The sequence below is a fragment of the Pseudomonas sp. MYb541 genome (assembly GCF_037479595.1).
GTDB lineage: Bacteria > Pseudomonadota > Gammaproteobacteria > Pseudomonadales > Pseudomonadaceae > Aquipseudomonas > Aquipseudomonas canadensis.
In genome coordinates, this window is record NZ_JBBGYS010000035.1 from 1 (window position 1) to 20995 (window position 20995).

Here is a 20995-nt window from a genome sequence, read left to right on the forward strand (position 1 = left end):
ATTGGATCTTCTCTAGGCTTTATTTACGTACTTGGGCACCAAACCCGCACGCAACCCCACGTCCCACCAGAAAATTCTTTCTGGTTATATAAACATTCTTAAATAGTATTTTTAAGAATATCCGCGCTTATCTACTATCGCCCTCACGCCGCAAGCAGTGCCGCCACTGCGAGGCACTATTCATTTCAGGAGCGAGACCATGAGCGCATCTCTACGTAGCGTCGACGGCCAGGACGAAGCAGCCATTTTGCGTGAGATCCAGAGCGCCTTGCGCGATCTGCGGTTTGGCGCGGTGGAAATCACTGTGCACAACGCTCAAGTGGTACAGATCGAACGCAAAGAAAAATTCCGTTTGCAGAACCCGGGTAACAAACCGAGCTAAGCACTGACGGCGATAGACCCGCACTTAATAAGAAAAAGCCAACACCCCAGAATTTCAGGAGCTTCTATGTCGTCGATTCGCCGTTATGCCTTGGCCGCCCTGGCCAGCGCCGTGTTTGCAGGTTCCGCCGTTGCCAAGGACTACGAGTTGCTCAACGTCTCGTACGACCCGACCCGTGAGCTGTACCAGGACTACAACGCTGAGTTCACCAACTTCTGGAAACAGTCCCACCCCGGTGACAACGTCAAGATCCAGCAATCCCACGGTGGTTCGGGCAAGCAAGGCCGCGCGGTGATCGACGGCCTGCGCGCCGACGTGGTCACCCTGGCCCTGGCCGGTGACATCGACGAAATCGCCAAGCTGGGCAAGACCCTGCCGGAAAACTGGCAGACTCGCCTGCCGGACGCCAGCACCCCGTACACTTCGACCATCGTGTTCCTGGTGCGCAAGGGCAACCCTAAAGGCATCAAGGACTGGGGCGACCTGATCAAGAAAGACGTGTCCGTGATTACCCCTAACCCGAAAACCTCCGGCGGTGCCCGCTGGAACTTCCTCGCCGCCTGGGCCTACGGCCTGAAATCCGGTGGCAGCGAAGCCAAGGCCCAGGAATACGTGAAAGAGCTGTTCAAGCACGTGCCTGTGCTGGACACCGGCGCTCGCGGTTCGACCATCACCTTCGTCAACAACGGTCAGGGTGACGTGTTGTTGGCCTGGGAAAACGAAGCCTTCTTGGCCCTGAAAGAAGACGGCGGTGCTGACAAGTTCGATATCGTTGTGCCTTCCCTGTCGATCCTCGCGGAGCCGCCAGTGGCCGTGGTCGACAAGAATGCCGAGAAAAAGGGTAACACCGAGATCGCCACCGAATACCTTAAACACCTGTACAGCCCGGCTGGCCAGGAGATTGCGGCGAAGAACTTCTACCGCCCACGCGATACAAAAGTGGCCGCCAAATACGCCCAGCAGTTCCCGAAACTGGACCTGGTGACTATCGACAAAGACTTCGGCGGCTGGAAAACTGCCCAACCGAAATTCTTTAACGACGGTGGCGTGTTCGACCAGATTTACACCGCGCAGTAACCCATACAATCTGGCGGCGCACGCTTTACCCTGTGGGAGCTGGCTTGCCTGCGATAGCATCACCGCGGTGTAACTGACATACCGAGGTGCTTGCATCGCAGGCAAGCCAGCTCCCACAGGACGTGTCTGTCTCCAGTGGTTTTCCCTTAACCAAGGACTCTTATGTCGCGTCGTATCTCCCCCGTCATACCCGGCTTCGGGCTGACGCTGGGCTACACCGTGGTGTACCTCAGCCTGATCGTACTCATCCCCCTCGCGGCGATGTTTGTACACGCCGCTCAACTTACCTGGGATCAGTTCTGGAACATCATCTCCGCACCGCGCGTGCTGGCGGCGTTGCAACTGAGCTTCAGCACCGCGCTGTACGCCGCGCTGATCAACGGCGTGATCGGTACGCTGCTGGCCTGGGTGCTGGTGCGCTACACCTTCCCCGGTCGCAAGATCATCGACGCGATGATCGACCTGCCGTTCGCCCTGCCCACCGCCGTTGCCGGTATCGCGTTGACCGCGCTGTACACGCCTAACGGCCTGGTCGGCCAGTTCGCCGCGGACCTGGGCTTCAAGATCGCCTACACCCCCTTGGGCATCACCCTGGCGCTGACCTTCGTCACGCTGCCGTTCGTGGTGCGCACGGTGCAGCCGGTACTGGCCGATATCCCCCGGGAAGTCGAAGAAGCCGCCGCCTGCCTGGGCGCCAAGCCGTTGCAGGTGTTCCGTCACATCCTGGTGCCCGCGTTGCTGCCTGCCTGGTTGACCGGTTTCGCCCTGGCGTTCGCGCGTGGCGTCGGTGAGTACGGCTCGGTGATCTTCATCGCCGGCAACATGCCGATGAAAACCGAGATCCTGCCGCTGCTGATCATGGTCAAGCTCGACCAATACGACTACCGCGGCGCCACGTCCATCGGCGTGTTGATGCTGGTGGTTTCCTTTGTCCTGCTGCTGCTGATCAACTTGTTGCAGCGGCGCATCGAACGTCCATAAGGAGGCGCGGAACATGTCCCAATCGTCTATTTCCGCCGCGTCCTCGGCCAACGCTGCCCGTCGTGGCAGCGCTGCATCGCGACGTATCCTGATCGGCCTTGGCTGGCTGGTGTTTGCGCTGTTCCTGCTGTTGCCGCTGTTTATCGTGGTGACCCAGGGCTTGAAGAACGGCCTCGGCGCGTTCTTCACCGCGATCCTCGAACCCGATGCGCTATCGGCGTTGAAACTCACGGTGATCGCCGTGGTGATTTCGGTGCCGCTCAACCTGGTGTTCGGCGTCAGCGCCGCCTGGTGCGTGAGCAAGTACTCGTTCCGTGGCAAAAGCATCCTGGTGACGCTCATCGATTTGCCGTTCTCGGTGTCGCCGGTGATCGCCGGCCTGGTCTATGTGCTGATGTTCGGCGCCCAGGGCTTTTTTGGGCCGTGGCTGCAGGACCATGACATCCAGATCGTGTTCGCCTTGCCCGGTATCGTGCTGGCAACCATCTTCGTCACCGTGCCCTTCGTGGCCCGTGAACTGATCCCGCTGATGCAGGAGCAGGGCACCCAGGAGGAAGAGGCCGCGCGCCTGCTCGGTGCCAACGGCTGGCAGATGTTCTGGCACGTGACCGTGCCGAACATCAAATGGGGCCTGATCTACGGCGTGGTGCTGTGTACCGCACGGGCCATGGGTGAGTTCGGCGCGGTGTCGGTGGTGTCCGGCCACATTCGCGGCGTAACCAACACCCTGCCGCTGCACGTCGAGATTCTCTACAACGAATACAACCACGTTGCCGCGTTTGCGGTGGCGAGTCTGCTGCTGATCCTGGCGCTCTTCATCCTGCTGCTCAAGCAGTGGAGCGAGAACCGTATTAACCGCCTGCGCGCCGGTGCGGCTGAGGAATAAGTCATGTCGATCGAAGTCCGTAATGTCAGCAAGAACTTCAACGCCTTCAAGGCCCTGAACAGCATCAACCTGGACATCCAGAGTGGCGAGCTGGTGGCGTTGCTTGGCCCGTCCGGCTGCGGCAAGACCACCTTGCTGCGCATCATCGCCGGCCTGGAAACCCCGGATGACGGCAGCATCGTGTTCCACGGTGAAGACGTGTCCGGCCACGACGTGCGTGATCGCAATGTCGGCTTTGTATTCCAGCACTACGCGCTGTTCCGCCACATGACCGTGTTCGACAACGTGGCGTTCGGCCTGCGCATGAAACCGAAGAACCAGCGTCCGAACGAAAGCCAGATCGCGGTCAAGGTGCATGAGCTGTTGAACATGGTGCAGCTGGATTGGTTGTCGGATCGCTACCCGGAGCAGTTGTCCGGTGGCCAGCGCCAACGTATCGCCCTGGCTCGCGCCCTGGCGGTCGAACCCAAAGTGCTGCTGCTGGACGAACCCTTCGGCGCCCTCGACGCCAAGGTGCGTAAAGAGCTGCGTCGCTGGCTGGCACGCCTGCACGAAGACATCAACCTGACGTCGGTGTTCGTGACCCACGACCAGGAAGAGGCCATGGAAGTCGCCGACCGTATCGTGGTGATGAACAAGGGTGTGATCGAGCAGATCGGTTCACCGGGTGACGTCTACGAAAACCCGGCCAGCGATTTCGTTTATCACTTCCTGGGTGATTCGAACCGCCTGCACCTGGGTGAAGACAAACACGTGCTGTTCCGTCCCCACGAAGTGTCGCTGTCACGGCATGAGCTGGAAGACCATCACGCGGCTGAAGTGCGTGATATTCGCCCGCTGGGCGCGACCACGCGTGTGACCTTGAAGGTCGAAGGCCAGAGCGAATTGATCGAAGCCGAAGTGGTGAAAGACCACGACAGCCTGACCAACTTGGCACGCGGCGAGACGCTGTTCTTCAAACCCAAGGTCTGGCAAAAAGCCTAAGTACCCATGGAGATCAATGTGGGAGCTGGCTTGCCTGCGATAGCAACACCTCGGTAGGACTATTAGACCGAGGTGATGCTATCGCGGGCAAGCCCGGCTCCCACCGTGGATCTTCATTAATCTTCAGACCGTGGCGCGTTTTCCTCTAACGGCCACCGGCCCCGAACGCTCCTCGATCTGTTGCTTGAGGTCATGGCGCAGCCCCAACAAAAACGCCAACTCCGCCACCACAAACAACGGCCCCACGATCAGCCCCGACACGTCATCCACAAACGCCGGCTTCTTGCCTTCGTAGTAATGCCCGACGAACTGAATCACCCAACCCACCACAAACATCCCAATGCCGCTGCTGAGCCACACCAACGTGCTCTGCGCCGCCAGCACATGCCCGGCCCATACCGACAAGCCCATCAGCAGCGTCATCAACACACCCAGCGCCAGTTCCAGGCGTAGGTAAAACCACGCCGACAGCAGTGCGACGATCACCGCTGGTGAAATCCACACCCCACCGATCGCCCATTCCGGGCGCGACAGCAGCACGGCCACCGCAACCACAATCAGTGGAATGCCGATAAAGTGGCTGGCGATATTGCGCGGGTCGCGGTGGTAGGCAGCGTATTGACTGAGGTGGTCGACGAGGCTTTTCATTGTTATTCCTCCTGTAGGATGTTTAATCATCTCCCGTCAGCCGGCGACTGACTGTCAACTGGGCGACAATCTCTGGAGTTCTCATGATTGCGGCAACATGGCATGCCCGATTGGCCACCGGCCAGTGGTTCAGCCACCTGCCTGTACCGCTACAGGATAGTTTGCTAGCGGCGGCTCGGCTGCGTCAGCTGACGGCGGGGCAGTACCTGTTCCGGCGCGGTGATCCGCCCTGTGGGGTGTATGCGGTATTGGAGGGGGCGGTGCGGGTCAGCGCGGTCAATGCGCAGGGCAAGGAAGCTATTCTGAGCCTGGTTGAAACGCCTTACTGGTTCGGCGAGATCTGCCTGTTCGATGGTTTGCCGCGTACCCACGACGCCTTGTCGGTTGGGCCGTGCACGCTGTTGCAGGTACCGCAATCGGCGATGCTCGAGATTCTTGACCAAAGCCCGGCGTATTGGCGCGACATGGCGTTGTTGATGAGCCAGAAGTTGCGCCTGTCGCTGATCAATATCGAACAGATGAGCCTGATGCCGGCGTCGACACGTATTGCTCACCGGCTGCTGATGATTGCCGGCGGGTACGGCGAGATAGAGCATTCCCGTCGCGTCCTGCAACTGCCCCAGGAAGATCTGGCCGCGATGTTGAGCCTGTCGCGCCAGACCACCAACAGTTTGCTCAAGGCGTTAGAGCAGCAGGAGATCATCAAGCTGAGTTACGGCGCGATTGAAGTGCTCGACCTGCCGCGCTTGCGGCAGGCCGCGGGGGCTGGCTAGGAACCGCGATACGTCGAAAAGCCGTAAGGGCTAAGCAGCAGCGGGATGTGGTAGTGCTGGTCGGCCTGCTTGACCTCGAATATCACCGGGACTTCCGGGAAAAACGTCTCGCGATTGGCTTTCTTGTAGTAGTCACCGGTCTTGAACACCACGCGATACTCGCCCGGCTTCATGGCTTGGTTGGCCGGGAACAGTTCGGCGATGCGCCCCTGCTGGTTGGTAACACCTTCGGACAGCGACTGCCAGTGATCGCCTACGTGTTGCTCCAGGGTGACGCTGACACCGGCAGACGGCAGACCGTTTTCCAGGTTCAGCACATGCACGCTCAGCGGGTTGCCGGCCGCCAGGGCCAGGCTGCTCAGGCCGCTCAGGCTGAGGGCGGCGAGGGTCATAGTCAGGGTTTTCATCGAGGTTTCCTCAAGGGGTGATTGTCAGGCCAAGTTGATTGGCCGCCTTTGCCGCGCACGCGTCGTCCTGCTCGGCACCGCCGGCACCGGCAATGCCAAGCGCGCCTACCAGTTCAGTGTCGGCGAACAGCGGCACGCCGCCCCCGAGCAACAGCAATTCGGACAAGCTGTTAAGGTTGGCGGCCTCGGGGTTGTTGCGCGCACGCTCGGCAAACAACCGAGTGGGGGTTTTAGTCGACAACGCCGTGTACGCTTTGCGTTGGCTGGCGATGCTGTTGTGCGGACCTACGCCGTCGGCCCGCAGGCTCAGCAATGGGTTGCCGCCCCGGTCGAGTACGGTAAGTGCCGCCGTGCACTGCGCCAGGCTGGCGTCTGCCAGTTGGCGTGCGGTGTGCAAATCCAGGTCGGCGTGGCGCGGCAGCGGTGGTGCTGCCAGGACGCTGGCGCTGATAGCGAAGCTCAAGAACAAGGCATTGCGGTACATGGGAACGGCTCCAGAAAGCAGGCCGCTACCTTAGCCAGCGGTCTCGGTCAAAAGCCGAACAATTCGATTACAGGTTTGTAATGAACCAAGAGGTAGGCATGCAGGTGTTGTTAGTGGAAGACCAGCCGAAATTGGCGCAACTCATGGCCCTGAGCTTGAGTGAGGCCGGCTTCGCAGTGGAAGTCGCAGCCAATGGCATGGCAGCTCAGCGGTTTGTGGAAAGCACTGACTATGACTTGGTGATCCTGGATGTCATGTTGCCGGGTTTGAATGCCTGGAAGTTGCAGCAGGCGATTCGCAAGAAGGGCGAGACGCCGGTGTTGTTCTTGACGACCCCGGAAGGGATCGAGGACCGTCTGCGCGGGTTGGAACTGCATGAGGATGATTACTTGCTCAAGCCGTTTGAAGCCAAGGCCTTGGTGGCGCGGGTGAAGAAGTTGTTGCGGCGTGACCGTGGGCGCTGATTGATCCGGCATTTTCAATACCTGGACCACCGCCATCGCAGGCAAGCCAGCTCCCACATTTGGAATGCATTCCCCTGTGGGAGCCGGGCTTGCCCGCGATGGGGCCATCACGAACACCGCAAATCCACCTACCGCAACCCATCCCTGAACTGCCCCGGCGTCATCCCCGTCCAGCGTTTGAACGCACGGTTGAAGCTGCTGGTATCAGCAAACCCCAGCAAATGACTGATTTCCGCCAATGAGCACTGCGGATCACGCAAATGCAGCAACGCCAGGTTCTCCCGACACTCGTTGAGCAGCGCATCAAACCGGCAGCCCTCATCCGCCAGATGCCGCTGCAAACTGCGCAAGCTCAGGTGTAACGCTTGCGCAATTCGCTCGGCGCTCGGCTCGCCATCCGGCAATTGCGCTTCGATGGCCGCGCGCACTTTGCGCTCCCAGGTCAGCGGTTGCAGTTGGGCGAGGGTGCGCTTGAGCACGGTTTCGTTGTGCTCGGCCAGTTCGGGGCTGGCGTCGTCCAGGTGGCTGTCGAAATCCTGCGCGGCGAACTCCAGGCGGTCTTCCTCAGCGCCGAAAAACACCGGCGCGCGAAACACCGTGTGCCATGGCTTGGGATCGGCCGGTTCCGGCCTTTGCAGGTACACCGCCAGCGGCGCGTATTCGCGCCCCAGACGATTGCGACAAGTGCGCACATAGATCGCCGCAAACGCATCGATGGCCTCGAACGCTGGCGCTGGGTTTCCCGGTAGTTGCAGCAAGCGGAACCGATAGCGTTCGCCGTCGCCGCTCAGCTCCAGGCTCAAGGCATCGCTGACCACCTGGTGATACCGCACGATGCGCTCGAACACTTCCCGCAAGCTGCCACTGGCCACCAGCGCATACCCCAACGCATGAAACGTGGTGGGGCTGACGAACCGCGACACCCGCAGCCCAATCGCTGGATCGCCGCTGGCCTGCACTGCCAGTTCCCACAAGCGCGTGGTGGCCGACAGCGGGTAGCGTGCGTTGGGATCGTCCATCTGCTGCGGGTCGAGCCCGGCTTGCTGGCACAACGCGGCGCTGTCGAGGCCCAGGGCGTCGAGCTGCTTGCGCAGGGCGCGGGTCCAACTGGCGAGGGAGGTGGGTTCGGTCATGGCGATTGGCGCTTGCGGTCAACAGGTTGGCGTCCGGGGCTAGCATCCTGATTGATCGCTTGGGGCAGGATGTGAGCATCAATAAACAAGAGGATGGAAGCATGGACGGTACTTCTGCAAGTCCCCAGCAGATGAACGCGCAACAGCGCTCGGCGCTTATCCGTGAAGTCGTGCTGGCCGAAGGCGTGCGCCTGCGCCAGCAACACCCTTGGCTGCTGCATCAGGACGCGCTGGGCGCGGGCATTCTGGCGTTTGCGCTGCTCGGCATGCTGGGCTCGGCGGCGCTCTATCTCACGGGCCATATGGCCTGGTGGGTGTGCCTGCTGCTTAACGCGTTCCTGGCTTCACTGACCCACGAGTTGGAACACGACCTGATCCACAGCATGTATTTTCGCAAGCAGCGCCTGCCCCACAACCTGATGATGGGCCTGGTGTGGCTGGCGCGGCCGAGCACGATCAACCCGTGGGTGCGCCGGCACCTGCATCTCAACCATCACAAGGTCTCCGGCACCGAGACCGATATGGAAGAGCGCGCGATCACTAACGGCGAGCCCTGGGGTTTTGCGCGGTTGCTGATGGTCGGCGATAACGTCATGTCGGCCTTCATCCGCATCCTGCGGGCCAAGACCTGGGAGCACAAACTGACGATCCTCAAGCGCTCGCTGCTGGTGTATGCACCGCTGGCGCTGCTGCATTGGGGCGCGTGGTACGTGTTCCTTGGCTTTCATGCCGCCAATGGCATTGCCAGTCTGCTCGGTGCGCCCATCGAGTGGTCAGCCGGCACCGTGCAGATGATGCAGGTGATTGATATCGCTGCCGTAGTGATCATCGGCCCTAACGTGCTGCGTACCTTTTGCCTGCACTTTGTCAGCTCCAACATGCACTACTACGGCGATGTGGAACTGGGCAATGTGATCCAGCAGACCCAGGTGTTGAACCCGTGGTGGATGTGGCCTCTGCAGGCGTTCTGCTTCAACTTCGGCAGCACCCACGGCATCCACCATTTTGTGGTGAAGGAACCGTTTTACATCCGCCAGATGACCGCCAAGGTGGCGCACAAAGTGATGGCTGAGATGGGCGTGCGCTTCAATGATTTCGGGACGTTTGCGCGGGCCAATCGGCTGGGTTTTCCACCGCCAGCAGGGTTTCGATCAACGCCTTCGCGGCAGGCGACAAACGCACCCCAGCGCGGCTGATCACCCCGCAACGGTTGCTGAGGCTGTCCAACGCGTGTGGCAGATTACGCCAATGCAGCACCCGTAATTGACCACTGGCGAATGCCTCGACGAAAGCCTCTTCGGCGCCCAGGCCGATGGCGTCGGATTGCTTCACGATGGTGGCCAACGCGGCCAATTGCTCAAGCTCGATGGCAGGCGCAAAGTCGACGCGCCCGCTGAGGTTGGCCAGCAGCTTGCGAATGCCGGGCGCGATCAGGGGGGTGGCCAGCGGGTAGCTGAACAGGTCGTTGGTGGACAGGCTGTCCTTGGCCAGTAGCGGGTGCCCGGCGCGGCAGAAAAACACGCTGCGCCGAGGCGTCAGGGCCTGGGTCTGAAAGTTCGGGTCAGCCTCGAAGTGACGCACATCGGCGATAAAGAATTCGATCTCTTCACGGTTCAGGCTGCGTCCGAGTTTCTCCCAGTTATCCACCTGCAACGCAGTGCGCACCTTGGGGTAGGTGGAGACAAAGCGCGCCATCGTCTGGGGCACCAGGTTCACGGCGGCCACCGCGTCGCTGCCGAAGCGCACTTCGCCGGCGTCGAGCTTGGTCATGCGCGTGACTTCATGGCTCAACAATGCCGCGCCTTGCACCAGGCTCAATGCGTGTTGCAGCACCACCTGGCCTTCGGGGGTGGGACGCAGGTCTTTGTTCGCGCGGTCCACCAGCACACAGCCGAATTCCTGCTCCAGGCCCTGGATGCTGCGGCTGAATGCTGGTTGCGTGATGCCCATGGCGTCCGCCGCGCGCACGAAACTGCGGTGCTCGTTGAGCGCGATGAAGTAGCGCAGTTGGCGAAGATCCATGGTGTGCCCGGCATCCTGTAGGGGAACCGGGATTTTAAGGGTGATGCTTATTCCGTCAATGAAGCATTTTTGTTTTATCTAGATCTTAAACGCATATCTATAGAGCCGGCGCCGTGCGATAGGTGGCGGGGCTGAACACTCGTGTCACCACCAGCATCGCGACCGCCGTCACCGTCAGCACCACCCAGGCACTGACGAAACTGCCGGTGAGTTCACGCAGCCAGCCGGTCAGCCACGGCGAAATCGCATTGATCAAAAAGCCCACGCCCTGCACGAACGCCGCCAGTTGCCCGGCCTGGCGCGGGTCGCGGTGGTGGTCGAGGGTCAATAACAGGCTTAGGGCAAAACACGCGCCCAGGCCGAAACCACACAGCGCCACCCACAGATGAGGAAACTGTAACGGCGCCATCAACAGGCCGAGGTAGCCAATGGTTTGGGCCAGCAGGCTGATCCACAGCAGGGGCCGCCGATCGATCCCGCGTTGTGCCAATACCGGCATCAACAGCGCGGCGATCACCTGAAAGATCGTCATGAAGGCCAGCAACGAACCACTGGGCAGTACGCCCCAACCCAGTTGCTGATAGTAGGCCGGCAGCCACGCCACCATGCTCATGTAGCCGCAATTCACCAGGCCAAAATACAGCGCCAGCAGCCAAGCACGGCGATTGCGCAGGCCCTTGAAGGCGGGGATGACATTCGCGCTTTTTGCCGCACCCAGGGGCAACCATGCCCACAACAATAGTGCGGCCAATGCCGGCAGCAACCACACACCGAGTCCGGCTTCCCACCGCTGAAAATGCGTGGCCACCACTGGGCTGAGCAGCGCCGCCAGCCCACCACCGGCCATCAGCGAGGCTGAGTAAACCCCCATCGCCACCGGCACGCGGTGATGAAATTCGCGCTTGATCATCGCCGGCACCAACGCCTGGATCAACGCGACACCGGCACCACCGAGCAATGCGGTCACCAGCAGTGTCGAGCCCTGGCCCATCAGCCAGCGGGCCAGGCACGCCAGCAGGATCATCATCAAACCCAGGGCAATGCCACGCCGCTCACCGAGTTGCGCTTCAACACGCACGCCCACCAGTGCCACCAGGCCCATGCACACCACGGGCAGGCTGGTGAGCAAGGCACTGCTCTGGAAACTCAAGCCGGTGGCCAGGCGAATCTCGCCGAGCAACGGGCTGATGGAGCTGAGGATCGGCCGCAGATTGAGGCCGAGGACCACCAACAGGCCCCAGCCGGTGAGTCTGCTTACAAGTGAAGAATTAAGCGTCATGCAAGACCTGTCAGGTGCGCGAATGAGGCGTGGAGTATGGAGAGCCCTCGAGGTATTTTGAAATTAAATATGACCCTTCCAACCGTTGGAACACGGAAGGGGCCCGATGCTGTCCCAATCTGCGTTGTTGCGCAGGGCGCTTAAACCAACTTCAGGGCTGGGGCCCATGGGTTCGGCTGATAGCCCAACCTGCCGTAGTTCTCCGTTCTACCATTGAGCACGGTGAAGACGTGATTACTCTGGGCCATGACCCCTGGTACGCCTCTAATCAAATCGTGGGCAGTGGCAGGTCGGACGTAGTTTCTCAAGCCCAGGCGATCCAGGCCTTCCTGGGTGTTTTCCCACGTGTCCAGGCTGCTCACGGCCGCGGCGAAACTCCGGGACGCATAACCATCGTTGTTTTCATGTTGTGCCCGCTTGGCACTGACGGCATACATGAAATTGGCTTCGTTAAGCATTTTTTGATTAGTGCCTCTGAACCCAGAGCTGGCGGCTGCGTATTGAAGCTCGGAGTAGGTAACATGGTAGGTTTTGTTTGGGTTGTCTCTCATGCGGATGTCGAACCCATCTTTGGTTCGCTCTACCGAATGGTAAACCTGGTTGGGGCCGCCAAACCGTTGCATCGCCGCCTTTATTCCCGCAACGGTCACACAATTCATCGTGCCCCATTTTTGCGAAAACCCACTGACTAGTTCATTCGGGGAATAGGGTCTCGAAGCGATGGGTGGGTTGCCCCGTTGGTAGGTATTTGGAGCGCGTGTTGCCCACCGCAGATTATTATCACCCGAACCGCCTGCAGAGGAGTTGCCGTTGGCAAAGTTAATCACGCTCGATCCTGTCTGAGGGTGAGGTGCACTGGGGGCGGGGCGCTGCCTGTTGGTCTGAGGGGCTTGGGGCAGATCACTGTGTATTGTGGTTCTGAACGGGTAGTAGATATTCATGGGCTCTCCACTCTTGTGTGACGTCCCGGTGTCGAGAGCACAAAGGCGCGTTCTCGAAACCGATTCTTGAGCGACGCGCTGCAAGGCCCGCCGTATTGAACCCTCCGTGGTTCATAAGGTGTAACGGTTCCGGGAGCAACACGTCGAACGGTATGTGTCCCGCTGCAGGCGAGGATGGTTCCGACAGCGCTGAATCCATGCCTTTACAGAATATTTTTTATGCCTGAAAGGCATTCAAAAACCACGCCTATGCGCCAGCCCGCGCAGGACGGGACTTTGCCGTTTCTGCATGTTTCATTTATTCAATTTAGATCTATCTATAACTTTAAAGATTACTTTAAGAGATAAGCGTCTGGCCCCGATGATTCAGCCCTCGACGGCCTCCCATGCAGGCCTGTCGGTTTTTTTGTGTCAAAAACCGTAGGGAGTGAATCAATGGGCAATGTCCAGACCGCCGCCAGTGCACACGAGGCGCAATGGCGCCAGGCACCGGGTGGTGAGTTGGTCGACCTTGGCCGGCCGCACCGCGCGCCGTTGGGGCAGCTGCGCACGCAGAAAACGCCGAAGCGTTTCTCCAGCCGTCGCGAAGGGATCCTGCTGGGTTTGCTGGTGCTGGCCCTGCACGGTGCGGTGATTTACTGGGTGAGCCAGAAGCCGACGCCGGTGCTGCCGATTGTGCCACCGGAAATTCCGCCGATGACCATCGAATTTTCCCAGCCGGCGCCCCCTGTGGTGGAGCCGCCTCCGCCCGTGCCGCCACCGCCACCGCCGCCTGTGGCCGAGCCGCCGCCGCCGGTGGTGGATGAATTGGCTGCCAAACCGGCGCCGCCAAAACCGATTCCAAAACCCAAGCCCAAGCCGGTTCCAAAGCCTGAGCCCAAGCCCGCGCCGAAACCTGTCGAGCAGCCGCCTGCGCCACCGACACCGGCACCGCCTGTGCCTCCAGCACCACCGGCGCCGGCCCCGGTAACACCCGCTTCGGCCAACGCTGCGTACCTGAAGAACCCGGCACCGGAGTACCCGTCACTGGCTCAACGACGCGGATGGGAAGGCACGGTGTTGCTCAGGGTGCATGTCCTGGCCAGTGGCAAGCCGGGCGAAATCCAGGTCCAGAAAAGCAGCGGTCGCCAGCAACTCGACGACGCCGCGTTGTCAGCGGTGAAGCGTTGGAGCTTCGTACCGGCCAAGCAGGGCGATGTGGCCCAGGACGGCTGGGTCAGCGTACCGATCGATTTCAAGATTCACTAACTATTCGGCTGCGGTGTGTTGAACACGCCGCGACCTGCACAGAGGGAAAACATCATGGCATTAGCATCTCCACTTGAATCCATCGAAAGCGCGGTGATCTGGCTGCTGGTGGTCTTTTCGGTCGCCACCTGGGGCCTGGCCCTGCTCAAGGGCGTGCAGTTCGGTCGCCTCAAGGCGCAGGATCGCAAGTTCCACAAACAGTTCTGGGCGGCGTCGAGTCTCGACTCGGCCGCCGAACTGGCCGAAACCCAGCCGGGCGCCGCCGCCCGTGTGGCCCAGGCCGGTTATGCCGCGATCCAGGTGGGCGAAACCCCGCACGCGGCGGACCTGAGCCAGGCGATCAACCACCAGGACCGCCTCGAACGCGCCCTGCGTCAGCAGATCGTGCGTGAGCGCCGCTCCCTGGAAACCGGCCTGGCCGTGGTTGCCAGTATCGGCAGCACCTCGCCGTTCATCGGTCTGTTCGGCACCGTGTGGGGCATCATGGAAGCCCTCAAGGGCATCAGCGCCGCCGGCTCCGCCAGCCTTGAAACCGTGGCCGGCCCGATTGGCGCGGCATTGGTCGCCACCGGTGTGGGTATCGCCGTCGCGGTGCCTGCGGTGCTGGTCTACAACTATTTCCTGCGTCGCCTGAAGCTGACGGCTGCGGACCTGGACGACTTTGCCCACGACTTCTACAGCCTGGCGCAGAAAAATTCCTTCCGTGTGCTGCTGCACCCGACCCTGAACAAAACCACTGCCAGTAGCCCGCAAAAAGTGAAGGAGGCGTCCTGAGATGGCCTTTTCCACGCAAGACAGTGATGAGGTACTGAGCGAGATCAACGTCACGCCACTGGTGGACGTGATGCTGGTGCTGCTGGTGGTGTTTATCGTCACCGCGCCGCTTTTGACCAACGCGATCCCGATCAACCTGCCCAAGACTGAGGCGGTCGCGCCGGTGGAGCAGAAAGACCCGCTGGTGGTGAGCATCGACGGCGCCGGCAAACTGTTTATCAACAAGGACGAAATCCAGCCGGACCTGCTGGAGTTCAACCTGCAGGCGGCCAAGGCCAAGGACCCCGATGTGCGGGTGCAACTGCAGGCTGACGATGGCGTGAACTACGGCGAAGTGGCGCGAGCCATGGCGTCTATCGAACGCGCGGGCATTACCAAGCTGTCGGTGATTACCGCTCGTTAAGTTACACAAGCCTCGACAATTTTTTGGCCGTCTCCTTGGCAGGGTGCGGCCTTTTTTTTGTGTAAAACTCATATGTGTTTTTGGTTATTAATAAATAGCTTCTTATTCCTTAACGAATATAACACCCGTCCCTATACTGTTCAGCAACGTTAAACGCTGCAGGAGGGCACACCCATGCACAGCGAGTCGATTCGTTATCTGATCGTGCCGGGCTGGCAAGGATCGCCAGAAGATCATTGGCAAAGTCACTGGCAGAACAGCCTGCCCAATAGCGCCCGCGTGGAGCAGGCCGACTGGCTGACCCCGCGTCGCGAAGACTGGGTCGCCGCGCTGGCCGAGGCCATTGCGGCCGACAGTACGCCAGTGATCCTGATCGCCCACAGCCTGGGCTGCATCACCGTGGCGCATTGGGCAGCCACTGCGCCGGTGCACTTCCTGCGCCAGGTACGCGGTGCGTTGCTGGTGGCGCCGGCTGATGTCGAGCGTCCTGCTTGCTCTCCGGCATTGCGTAATTTCGCGCCGATCCCGACCGATCTGTTGCCGTTTCCCAGTCAGGTGGTCAGTTCCGATAACGACAGTGCCGTCAGCGCACCAAGGGCCCTGGAATTGGCCCGTAACTGGGGTGCCGAAGCGGGCATTCTCTCCGGTGCTGGCCATATCAATGTCAAGTCCGGCCACCAACGCTGGGAGCAGGGATTTGCTTACCTGTACCGCCTGCAAAGTCGCCTTGAGCATCACGCCCGGCGCACTGCCTGAACATTTTTCAACGCCCTCATCCCTTAATTGGATTGAGGGCGGGAGCCTGCCATGAGTCTGCATGAAACCTACGGCCAGCCATTGCTGACCTTTCCCGACGCGGAAAAAAGCCCGCTGAGTATCCGCGCCAAGGCGCTGGTGTTTGTCGATCCCCGTTCGCGCCAATTGCGCGAAGACCTCGAAAGCCTCGCGCCGCGCGCCTTGCCCGTATTGATTCGTGGCGAAACCGGTAGCGGTAAAGAGTTGCTGGCGCGGCATATCCACCGTGGCAGCGACCGTACCGGCTTGTTCGTCTCGGTCAATTGCGGCGCCATCAGCCCGACCTACGCCGATGCTGAATTGTTCGGCTACGCCGCTGGTAGCCACAGTGGTGCAGCCAGCAGCCGGGCTGGTTGGTTCGGTTCGGCGAATGGGGGCACCTTGTATCTGGATGAGATTGGCGATTTGCCGTTGCCGATCCAGGTAAAACTGTTGGCCGCGCTGGAAAACCACGAAGTCACCCGTGTCGGTGCCCATCAGCCGAGCCCGGTGGATGTGCGCCTGGTCGCCGCCACCAGCATCGACCTGGCCCAGGCTGTTGCGGCCGGCAAGTTCCATGAGCGCTTGTTCCATTACTTGAGCGAAGGGCGGCTGGACTTGCCCGCATTGCGCGAGCGTGTGGGTGACATCTTGTCCCTGGCCGAATACTTCCTGGGCATCTACAGTCAGCGCCTGGACCTGCCGGTGCCGCTGATCAGTGACGCCGCCCAGCGCGTGCTGGAACTCCACAGCTGGCCGGGCAATACGCGTGAGCTGGAAAACGTCATTCACTTCGCGTTGCTGGTGAGCAGCGGCGACGAGATCCTGCCCGAGCATTTGAACCTGCCGGTCGCAGGTTCGCCGTTGGAACAGGTGCAGCGCATTTTCCAGAGTGCCAGCCCCGCCGAGCAGGAAACCCTGCGTAAATTCCTACATGAACAAAATGGAATATCAACGTGAATAAAAGATATTGTTCGGGAATAAAAAATCTAGGTATTGTCCCTTCCACGCCGCGATAGCATTTCGCTGGCACACCTCATAAAAATGGTCGTCAGAGACGCCCCGGAATTCCGATAAGGACACTGCATGAAAAAGGTTCTGTTGTTTACCGCACTGGCGGCTGCCCTGACTGCAAGCTTCGCTCAAGCCAACGAAAAACTGGTCGTTGCCGCCACCCCGATCCCTCACGCCGAGATCCTTGAACTGATCAAGCCGACCCTGGCCAAAGAAGGCGTGGACCTGCAGATCAAAGTCTTTACCGACTACGTGCAGCCCAACACGCAGGTGGCCGAGAAGCGCCTGGATGCCAACTACTTCCAGACCCTGCCGTACCTGGAAAACTTCAACAAGGGCAAGGGCACCAACCTGGTGACCGTGGTCGGTGTGCACGTTGAACCTATCGGTGGCTACTCGAAAAAGATCAAGAATATTTCTGAGCTTAAAGATGGCGCCACCGTGGCCATTCCGAACGAAGGTTCCAACAGCGGCCGCGCCCTGTTGCTGCTGCAAAAGAACGGCCTGATTACGCTGAAAGACCCGACCAATGCCCTGTCCACGCCGAAAGATATTGCCAGCAACCCGAAAAACCTGAAGTTCAAGGAGCTGGAATCGGCGCTGCTGCCACGCGTGCTGGACCAGGTTGACCTTGACGTCATCAACACCAACTACGCGCTGGAAGCGGGCCTGAAACCAGCCAAAGACGCGCTGATCATCGAAGACGCCAAGTCGCCGTACGTGAACTTTCTGGTGGCTCGCCCGGACAACAAGGACAGCGACGCGATCCAGAAACTGTCCAAGGCTCTGACCAGCCCGGAAGTCAAAGCCTTCATCGAGAAGAAGTACAACGGCGCGGTCGTGCCTGCGTTCTGATGTAGACAAAACCCCCTTCAAGGTTTGAACGCCGACGGCTGTTACAGCGTCGGCGTTTTTTTATGCTCGGCATTGGAATGCGGTTAAAACTGTGGGAGCTGGCTTGCCTGCGATGGCGGTTTGTCAGCTAATCGCGTACTGGCTGATCCACCGCTATCGCAGGCAAGCCAGCTCCCACATTAGTCGGCGGTGTGTTTTAGAGAGCACGGCTATTGATTGCCCGCCGCAACGCCATCAACCACTTCACCAACTCCTGCGGATCCATCGCTTTCACTTCCTTCATGGTTCGATCCCTCGAATCTCAGACCCTCCAACCATAGCTGTCACCCGTCAAACCCGCGAATCCGGGGGTTATCTTTTTGGGTGATATCAATATGCTATTTGGGTATTTAAATTTTCTTTTTTATACCTTTAAAGTTCGCGCTACCCGGCGTTACCCACGCCGGATCGGATTGCGCTCGCTGCATTACCCTTGCGGCGTCATGGACTGGAAATGACCTTCGATTTCGCTTTTATCCTCAGCACGCTCCCGGCGTTTCTGAAAGCCGTGGGCGTGACGCTGCAAGTCGGCCTGATCGCCATTGCCACCTCGATGCTGGTGGCGCTGATCAACGCGGCGCTGCTGGTGTTTCGCACGCCGTACCTGTCGCGCCTGGTGGCGCTCTATGTGGAGCTGGCGCGCAATACGCCGCTGTTGATCCAGCTGTTCTTCGTGTACTTCGCGCTGCCGGCCCTGGGCTTCAATATTTCCGGGTTCTGGGCGGCGATCATTACCATGACTTTCCTTGGCGGCGCCTACCTCACCGAAGTGTTGCGTGCGGGCGTGGAGGCCGTGCCGCTGGCGCAGATCGAGTCGGGCAAGTCCATTGGCCTGTCCGACTGGCAACTGCTGCGCCATGTGATCCTGCCTCAGGCCGGCATCCTCAGCCTGCCGGCGTTGTTCGCCAATTTCATCTTCCTGCTCAAGGAGACCACCGTGGTTTCCGCCGTGGCGGTGCCGGAGATTCTCTACACCACCAAGAGCTACATCGCCCTCTACTACAAGACCTACGAAATGCTCGCCGTGCTGACGTTGATCTGCGTGTTGCTGTTCTTGCCGCTGTCGCTGTTGCTCAGCCGCCTGGAAAGGAGGCTCCAGCATGGCCAGTTCGGGTCTTGAGTTGCTGTGGGTGTCGTTGCCGCAACTGGGCAAGGGCGCTGCGCAAACCCTGTCGATCTCGTTCTTGAGCATCGCGTTCAGCACCATCGGCGGCGTGTTGTATGGCGTGCTGCGCACTTTGAACAACCGGTTGATCAACGCGGTGCTGCGGGTGTACCTGGAGCTGTTCCGCGCGATCCCGGTGTTGGTGTGGTTGTACCTGCTGTTTTTCGGGCTGCCGATTTTCTTCGGCCTGAGCATTCCGAGTTTTTGGTGCGCGGTGCTGGTGTTGTCACTGTGGGGTGCCAGCGAGGTGGGCGAAGTGGTGCGCGGTGCCTTGCATTCGCTGCCACGCGGGCAACGTGAAGCGGGGTTGTCGATTGGTCTCTCGGACCCGCAGCTCTACGGCTACGTGCTGCTGCCCCAAGCCCTGAAACGCATGACGCCGCCGACCATCAACGTCTACACACGCATCATCAAGACCAGCTCCCTGGCGGTGCTGATCGGCGTGGTGGACGTGATCAAGGTCGGCCAGCAAATCATCGAACGCACCTATGAGTCGGTATTGATCTACGGTGTGCTGTTCCTGTTTTTCTTCTTTATCTGCTACCCGTTGTCGGCCGCCTCCAAGGTGCTGGAACGGCGCTGGGCCCAAGCATGAGTGCATTGATCGAGTTCCAGGGTTTCAACAAATTCTTCGGCGAGGCGCAGGTGCTCAAGGGCATCGACCTGAGCGTGCAAAGCGGCGAAGTGCTAGTGATCCTTGGCCCCAGCGGCTGCGGAAAAAGCACCTTGCTGCGTTGCCTCAACGGCCTGGAAGTGGCGCATAGCGGCAGCCTGCGGTTTGCCGGCAAAGAACTTTTGGACAAACACACCGACTGGCGCCAGGTGCGTCAGGACATCGGCATGGTGTTCCAGAGCTACCACCTGTTCCCGCACATGAGCGTGCTCGACAACATTCTGCTCGGCCCACTGAAAGTGCAAAAGCGCGACCCGCGCGAAGCCCGCGAACAGGCCGAGAAACTGTTGGAACGCGTGGGCTTGGCCGACAAGCGCGACGCCTTCCCGCGCCAGCTCTCCGGTGGCCAGCAGCAACGCATCGCTATCGTCCGCTCGTTGTGCATGAACCCTCAGGTCATGCTGTTTGACGAAGTCACCGCTGCCCTCGACCCGGAAATGGTCAAGGAAGTGCTGGAAGTGATTCAGGGCCTGGCCCGCGATGGCATGACCTTGCTGATCGTTACCCACGAAATGGCCTTCGCCCGCGCCGTCGCCGACCGCGTGGTGTTCATGGAGGCCGGTCGCATCCTCGAACAAAACACCCCCGAGGCATTCTTTACGAACCCGCAAACCGCACGCGCGCAGCAGTTCCTGGAGAAGTTCTCCTTTGTTTCAACACTGCCCAAGAAAACCAAGGAACTGGAGCTGATATGAAAAAGTTACTGCTGCCACTGTTTGCCGTCGCTCTGCTGGCCGGCTGCGATAAAAAGGCCGAAGAGCCTGTAAAACCTGCCGCTGTCAGTTACATCGATAAGATCAAGGCCCGTGACAAACTGATCGTCGGTGTCTTCACCGACAAACCGCCGTTTGGTTTTGTGAACGAAGCTGGCCGTTACGTAGGCTTCGATACCGACATCGGTCGCCAATTCGCCAAAGACCTGCTGGGCGATGAAAACAAGGTCGAGTTCGTTGCCGTCGAGCCGGCCAGCCGTATTCCGTTCCTGCAAAGCGATAAGGTCGACCTGATCCTCGCCAACATGACCGTGACCCCGGAACGTAAGGAAGCAGTCGACTTCACCAACCCCAACCTTAAAGTCGCGGTGCAGGCCCTGGTACCAAACGACAGCGCGGTAAAAAGCCTGGATGACCTGGCCACCCGCACCACCATCGTCACCACCGGCACCACCGCCGATATCTGGCTGACCAAGAACCACCCGGACTGGAAACTGCTCAAGTTCGAGAAAAACTCCGAGTCATTGCAGGCGTTGTCTGCCGGCCGTGGTGATGCCTATGCCCAGGACAACCTTGTGCTGTTCAGCTGGGCCAAGCAGAACCCGGGCTACCGTGTGCTGGAAGAAAAGCTTGGTGATGAAGCGCCGATTGCACCCGCGGTGAAGAAGGGCAACATCGAACTGCGCGACTGGGTGAATGCCGAGCTGGCCAAGTTGGGCGAGGAGAAATTCCTGCTCAAGCTGTACGACCAGTATGTGCGTAAAGAGCTGAGCGATGACACCAAGCCGGAGAGTGTGATTGTTGAAGGCGGGAAGTGGCAGGGCTGATCAGTTAATTATTGAGTGACTGATCTACCGCTATCGCAGGCAAGCCAGC

General features: G+C 60.0%; 25 protein-coding genes. 18 read left to right on the forward strand and 7 right to left on the reverse strand.

The window, feature by feature from the left end; all coding sequences use genetic code 11:
• The first annotated feature begins 199 nt into the window (after positions 1–199).
• The 5 genes from oscA to WH299_RS20705 all read left to right on the forward strand — a co-directional run bounded on the left by oscA (position 200) and on the right by WH299_RS20705 (position 4310).
• A complete protein-coding gene (gene oscA / locus WH299_RS20685; RefSeq protein ID WP_003170956.1) occupies positions 200–382 on the forward strand; it encodes a sulfur starvation response protein OscA in 183 nt (60 codons plus the stop codon).
• A gap of 66 nt (positions 383–448) precedes the next feature.
• Positions 449–1459, forward strand: a complete 1011-nt coding sequence (locus WH299_RS20690; protein ID WP_339551164.1) for a sulfate ABC transporter substrate-binding protein — start codon at positions 449–451, stop codon at positions 1457–1459.
• Positions 1460–1621: 162 nt separating this feature from the next.
• Entirely contained in the window at positions 1622–2440 is an 819-nt protein-coding gene (cysT, locus tag WH299_RS20695) for a sulfate ABC transporter permease subunit CysT (RefSeq protein WP_010214167.1), read from the forward strand.
• Positions 2441–2453: 13 nt separating this feature from the next.
• Positions 2454–3326, forward strand: coding sequence for a sulfate ABC transporter permease subunit CysW (cysW, locus tag WH299_RS20700; RefSeq protein WP_010214166.1), 873 nt, complete (start codon positions 2454–2456; stop codon positions 3324–3326).
• Between the two features lie 3 nt (positions 3327–3329).
• Entirely contained in the window at positions 3330–4310 is a 981-nt protein-coding gene (locus tag WH299_RS20705; RefSeq protein WP_016975028.1) for a sulfate/molybdate ABC transporter ATP-binding protein, read from the forward strand.
• Between the two features lie 123 nt (positions 4311–4433).
• Here WH299_RS20705 and WH299_RS20710 read toward each other — a convergent pair whose 3' ends face one another.
• On the reverse strand, positions 4434–4958 hold the full coding sequence (locus WH299_RS20710; RefSeq protein ID WP_122730259.1) for an Mpo1 family 2-hydroxy fatty acid dioxygenase: 525 nt from the start codon (positions 4956–4958) through the stop codon (positions 4434–4436).
• 83 nt (positions 4959–5041) lie between these two features.
• Here WH299_RS20710 and WH299_RS20715 point away from each other — a divergent pair, with 83 nt between their 5' ends.
• Positions 5042–5731 (forward strand): Crp/Fnr family transcriptional regulator, encoded by a 690-nt coding sequence (locus WH299_RS20715; RefSeq protein WP_071489768.1) that lies wholly within the window; start codon positions 5042–5044, stop codon positions 5729–5731.
• Here the strand turns inward: WH299_RS20715 and uraH are convergent.
• Together uraH and WH299_RS20725 are read right to left on the reverse strand one after the other, a co-directional pair.
• Entirely contained in the window at positions 5728–6138 is a 411-nt protein-coding gene (gene uraH / locus WH299_RS20720; protein ID WP_028615259.1) for a hydroxyisourate hydrolase, read from the reverse strand. The two genes, WH299_RS20715 and uraH, sit on opposite strands and share 4 nt — an antisense overlap.
• A gap of 10 nt (positions 6139–6148) precedes the next feature.
• Complete coding sequence (locus tag WH299_RS20725) at positions 6149–6622, reverse strand: GlcG/HbpS family heme-binding protein (protein WP_126569784.1); 474 nt, start codon at positions 6620–6622, stop codon at positions 6149–6151.
• A 98-nt stretch (positions 6623–6720) separates the two neighbouring features.
• Between WH299_RS20725 and WH299_RS20730 the strand changes: the two genes are divergently transcribed.
• The gene (locus WH299_RS20730; protein WP_339551166.1) at positions 6721–7086 is read left to right on the forward strand and encodes a response regulator; all 366 of its coding nucleotides are present in this window, start codon (positions 6721–6723) and stop codon (positions 7084–7086) included.
• 128 nt (positions 7087–7214) lie between these two features.
• Here WH299_RS20730 and WH299_RS20735 read toward each other — a convergent pair whose 3' ends face one another.
• Positions 7215–8219, reverse strand: a complete 1005-nt coding sequence (locus WH299_RS20735) for an AraC family transcriptional regulator (RefSeq protein ID WP_339551167.1) — start codon at positions 8217–8219, stop codon at positions 7215–7217.
• 101 nt (positions 8220–8320) lie between these two features.
• On the opposite strand from WH299_RS20735, the gene WH299_RS20740 reads away from it, so the two are divergent.
• Complete coding sequence (locus WH299_RS20740) at positions 8321–9415, forward strand: fatty acid desaturase (protein WP_339551168.1); 1095 nt, start codon at positions 8321–8323, stop codon at positions 9413–9415.
• On the opposite strand, the gene WH299_RS20745 is transcribed toward WH299_RS20740, so the two are convergent.
• The 3 genes from WH299_RS20745 to WH299_RS20755 all read right to left on the reverse strand — a co-directional run bounded on the left by WH299_RS20745 (position 9306) and on the right by WH299_RS20755 (position 12461).
• Positions 9306–10241 carry a LysR family transcriptional regulator gene (locus WH299_RS20745; protein ID WP_123475373.1) on the reverse strand — a complete coding sequence of 312 codons (936 nt, stop codon included), beginning with the start codon at positions 10239–10241 and terminating at the stop codon, positions 9306–9308. The genes WH299_RS20740 and WH299_RS20745 overlap by 110 nt on opposite strands.
• Positions 10242–10338: 97 nt before the next feature.
• On the reverse strand, positions 10339–11520 hold the full coding sequence (locus tag WH299_RS20750; protein ID WP_339551169.1) for a CynX/NimT family MFS transporter: 1182 nt from the start codon (positions 11518–11520) through the stop codon (positions 10339–10341).
• Between the two features lie 140 nt (positions 11521–11660).
• Positions 11661–12461, reverse strand: coding sequence for a hypothetical protein (locus WH299_RS20755; RefSeq protein ID WP_339551171.1), 801 nt, complete (start codon positions 12459–12461; stop codon positions 11661–11663).
• Between the two features lie 435 nt (positions 12462–12896).
• On the opposite strand from WH299_RS20755, the gene WH299_RS20760 reads away from it, so the two are divergent.
• From WH299_RS20760 to WH299_RS20805, 10 genes are all read left to right on the forward strand, one after another.
• Positions 12897–13709, forward strand: coding sequence for an energy transducer TonB (locus WH299_RS20760; RefSeq protein WP_339551172.1), 813 nt, complete (start codon positions 12897–12899; stop codon positions 13707–13709).
• Positions 13710–13760: 51 nt separating this feature from the next.
• Positions 13761–14483 (forward strand): MotA/TolQ/ExbB proton channel family protein, encoded by a 723-nt coding sequence (locus WH299_RS20765; protein WP_339551200.1) that lies wholly within the window; start codon positions 13761–13763, stop codon positions 14481–14483.
• A gap of 1 nt (position 14484) precedes the next feature.
• Positions 14485–14886: an ExbD/TolR family protein gene (locus WH299_RS20770; protein WP_010565408.1), complete on the forward strand. Its 402-nt coding sequence runs from the start codon at positions 14485–14487 to the stop codon at positions 14884–14886.
• Positions 14887–15060: 174 nt separating this feature from the next.
• Positions 15061–15642 (forward strand): alpha/beta hydrolase, encoded by a 582-nt coding sequence (locus WH299_RS20775; RefSeq protein ID WP_058424837.1) that lies wholly within the window; start codon positions 15061–15063, stop codon positions 15640–15642.
• A gap of 51 nt (positions 15643–15693) precedes the next feature.
• A complete protein-coding gene (locus WH299_RS20780) occupies positions 15694–16620 on the forward strand; it encodes a sigma 54-interacting transcriptional regulator (protein WP_095014249.1) in 927 nt (308 codons plus the stop codon).
• A gap of 126 nt (positions 16621–16746) precedes the next feature.
• On the forward strand, positions 16747–17529 hold the full coding sequence (locus tag WH299_RS20785; RefSeq protein ID WP_339551174.1) for a MetQ/NlpA family ABC transporter substrate-binding protein: 783 nt from the start codon (positions 16747–16749) through the stop codon (positions 17527–17529).
• A 493-nt stretch (positions 17530–18022) separates the two neighbouring features.
• Positions 18023–18688 carry an amino acid ABC transporter permease gene (locus WH299_RS20790; RefSeq protein ID WP_123475361.1) on the forward strand — a complete coding sequence of 222 codons (666 nt, stop codon included), beginning with the start codon at positions 18023–18025 and terminating at the stop codon, positions 18686–18688.
• Complete coding sequence (locus WH299_RS20795) at positions 18669–19328, forward strand: amino acid ABC transporter permease (RefSeq protein WP_016975004.1); 660 nt, start codon at positions 18669–18671, stop codon at positions 19326–19328. Before WH299_RS20790 ends, WH299_RS20795 begins: the two co-directional genes overlap by 20 nt.
• On the forward strand, positions 19325–20101 hold the full coding sequence (locus WH299_RS20800) for an amino acid ABC transporter ATP-binding protein (RefSeq protein ID WP_068937730.1): 777 nt from the start codon (positions 19325–19327) through the stop codon (positions 20099–20101). The genes WH299_RS20795 and WH299_RS20800 overlap by 4 nt, the downstream gene beginning before the upstream one ends.
• Positions 20098–20946, forward strand: a complete 849-nt coding sequence (locus WH299_RS20805; RefSeq protein WP_071493188.1) for a transporter substrate-binding domain-containing protein — start codon at positions 20098–20100, stop codon at positions 20944–20946. The genes WH299_RS20800 and WH299_RS20805 overlap by 4 nt, the downstream gene beginning before the upstream one ends.
• Positions 20947–20995 lie beyond the last annotated feature (49 nt).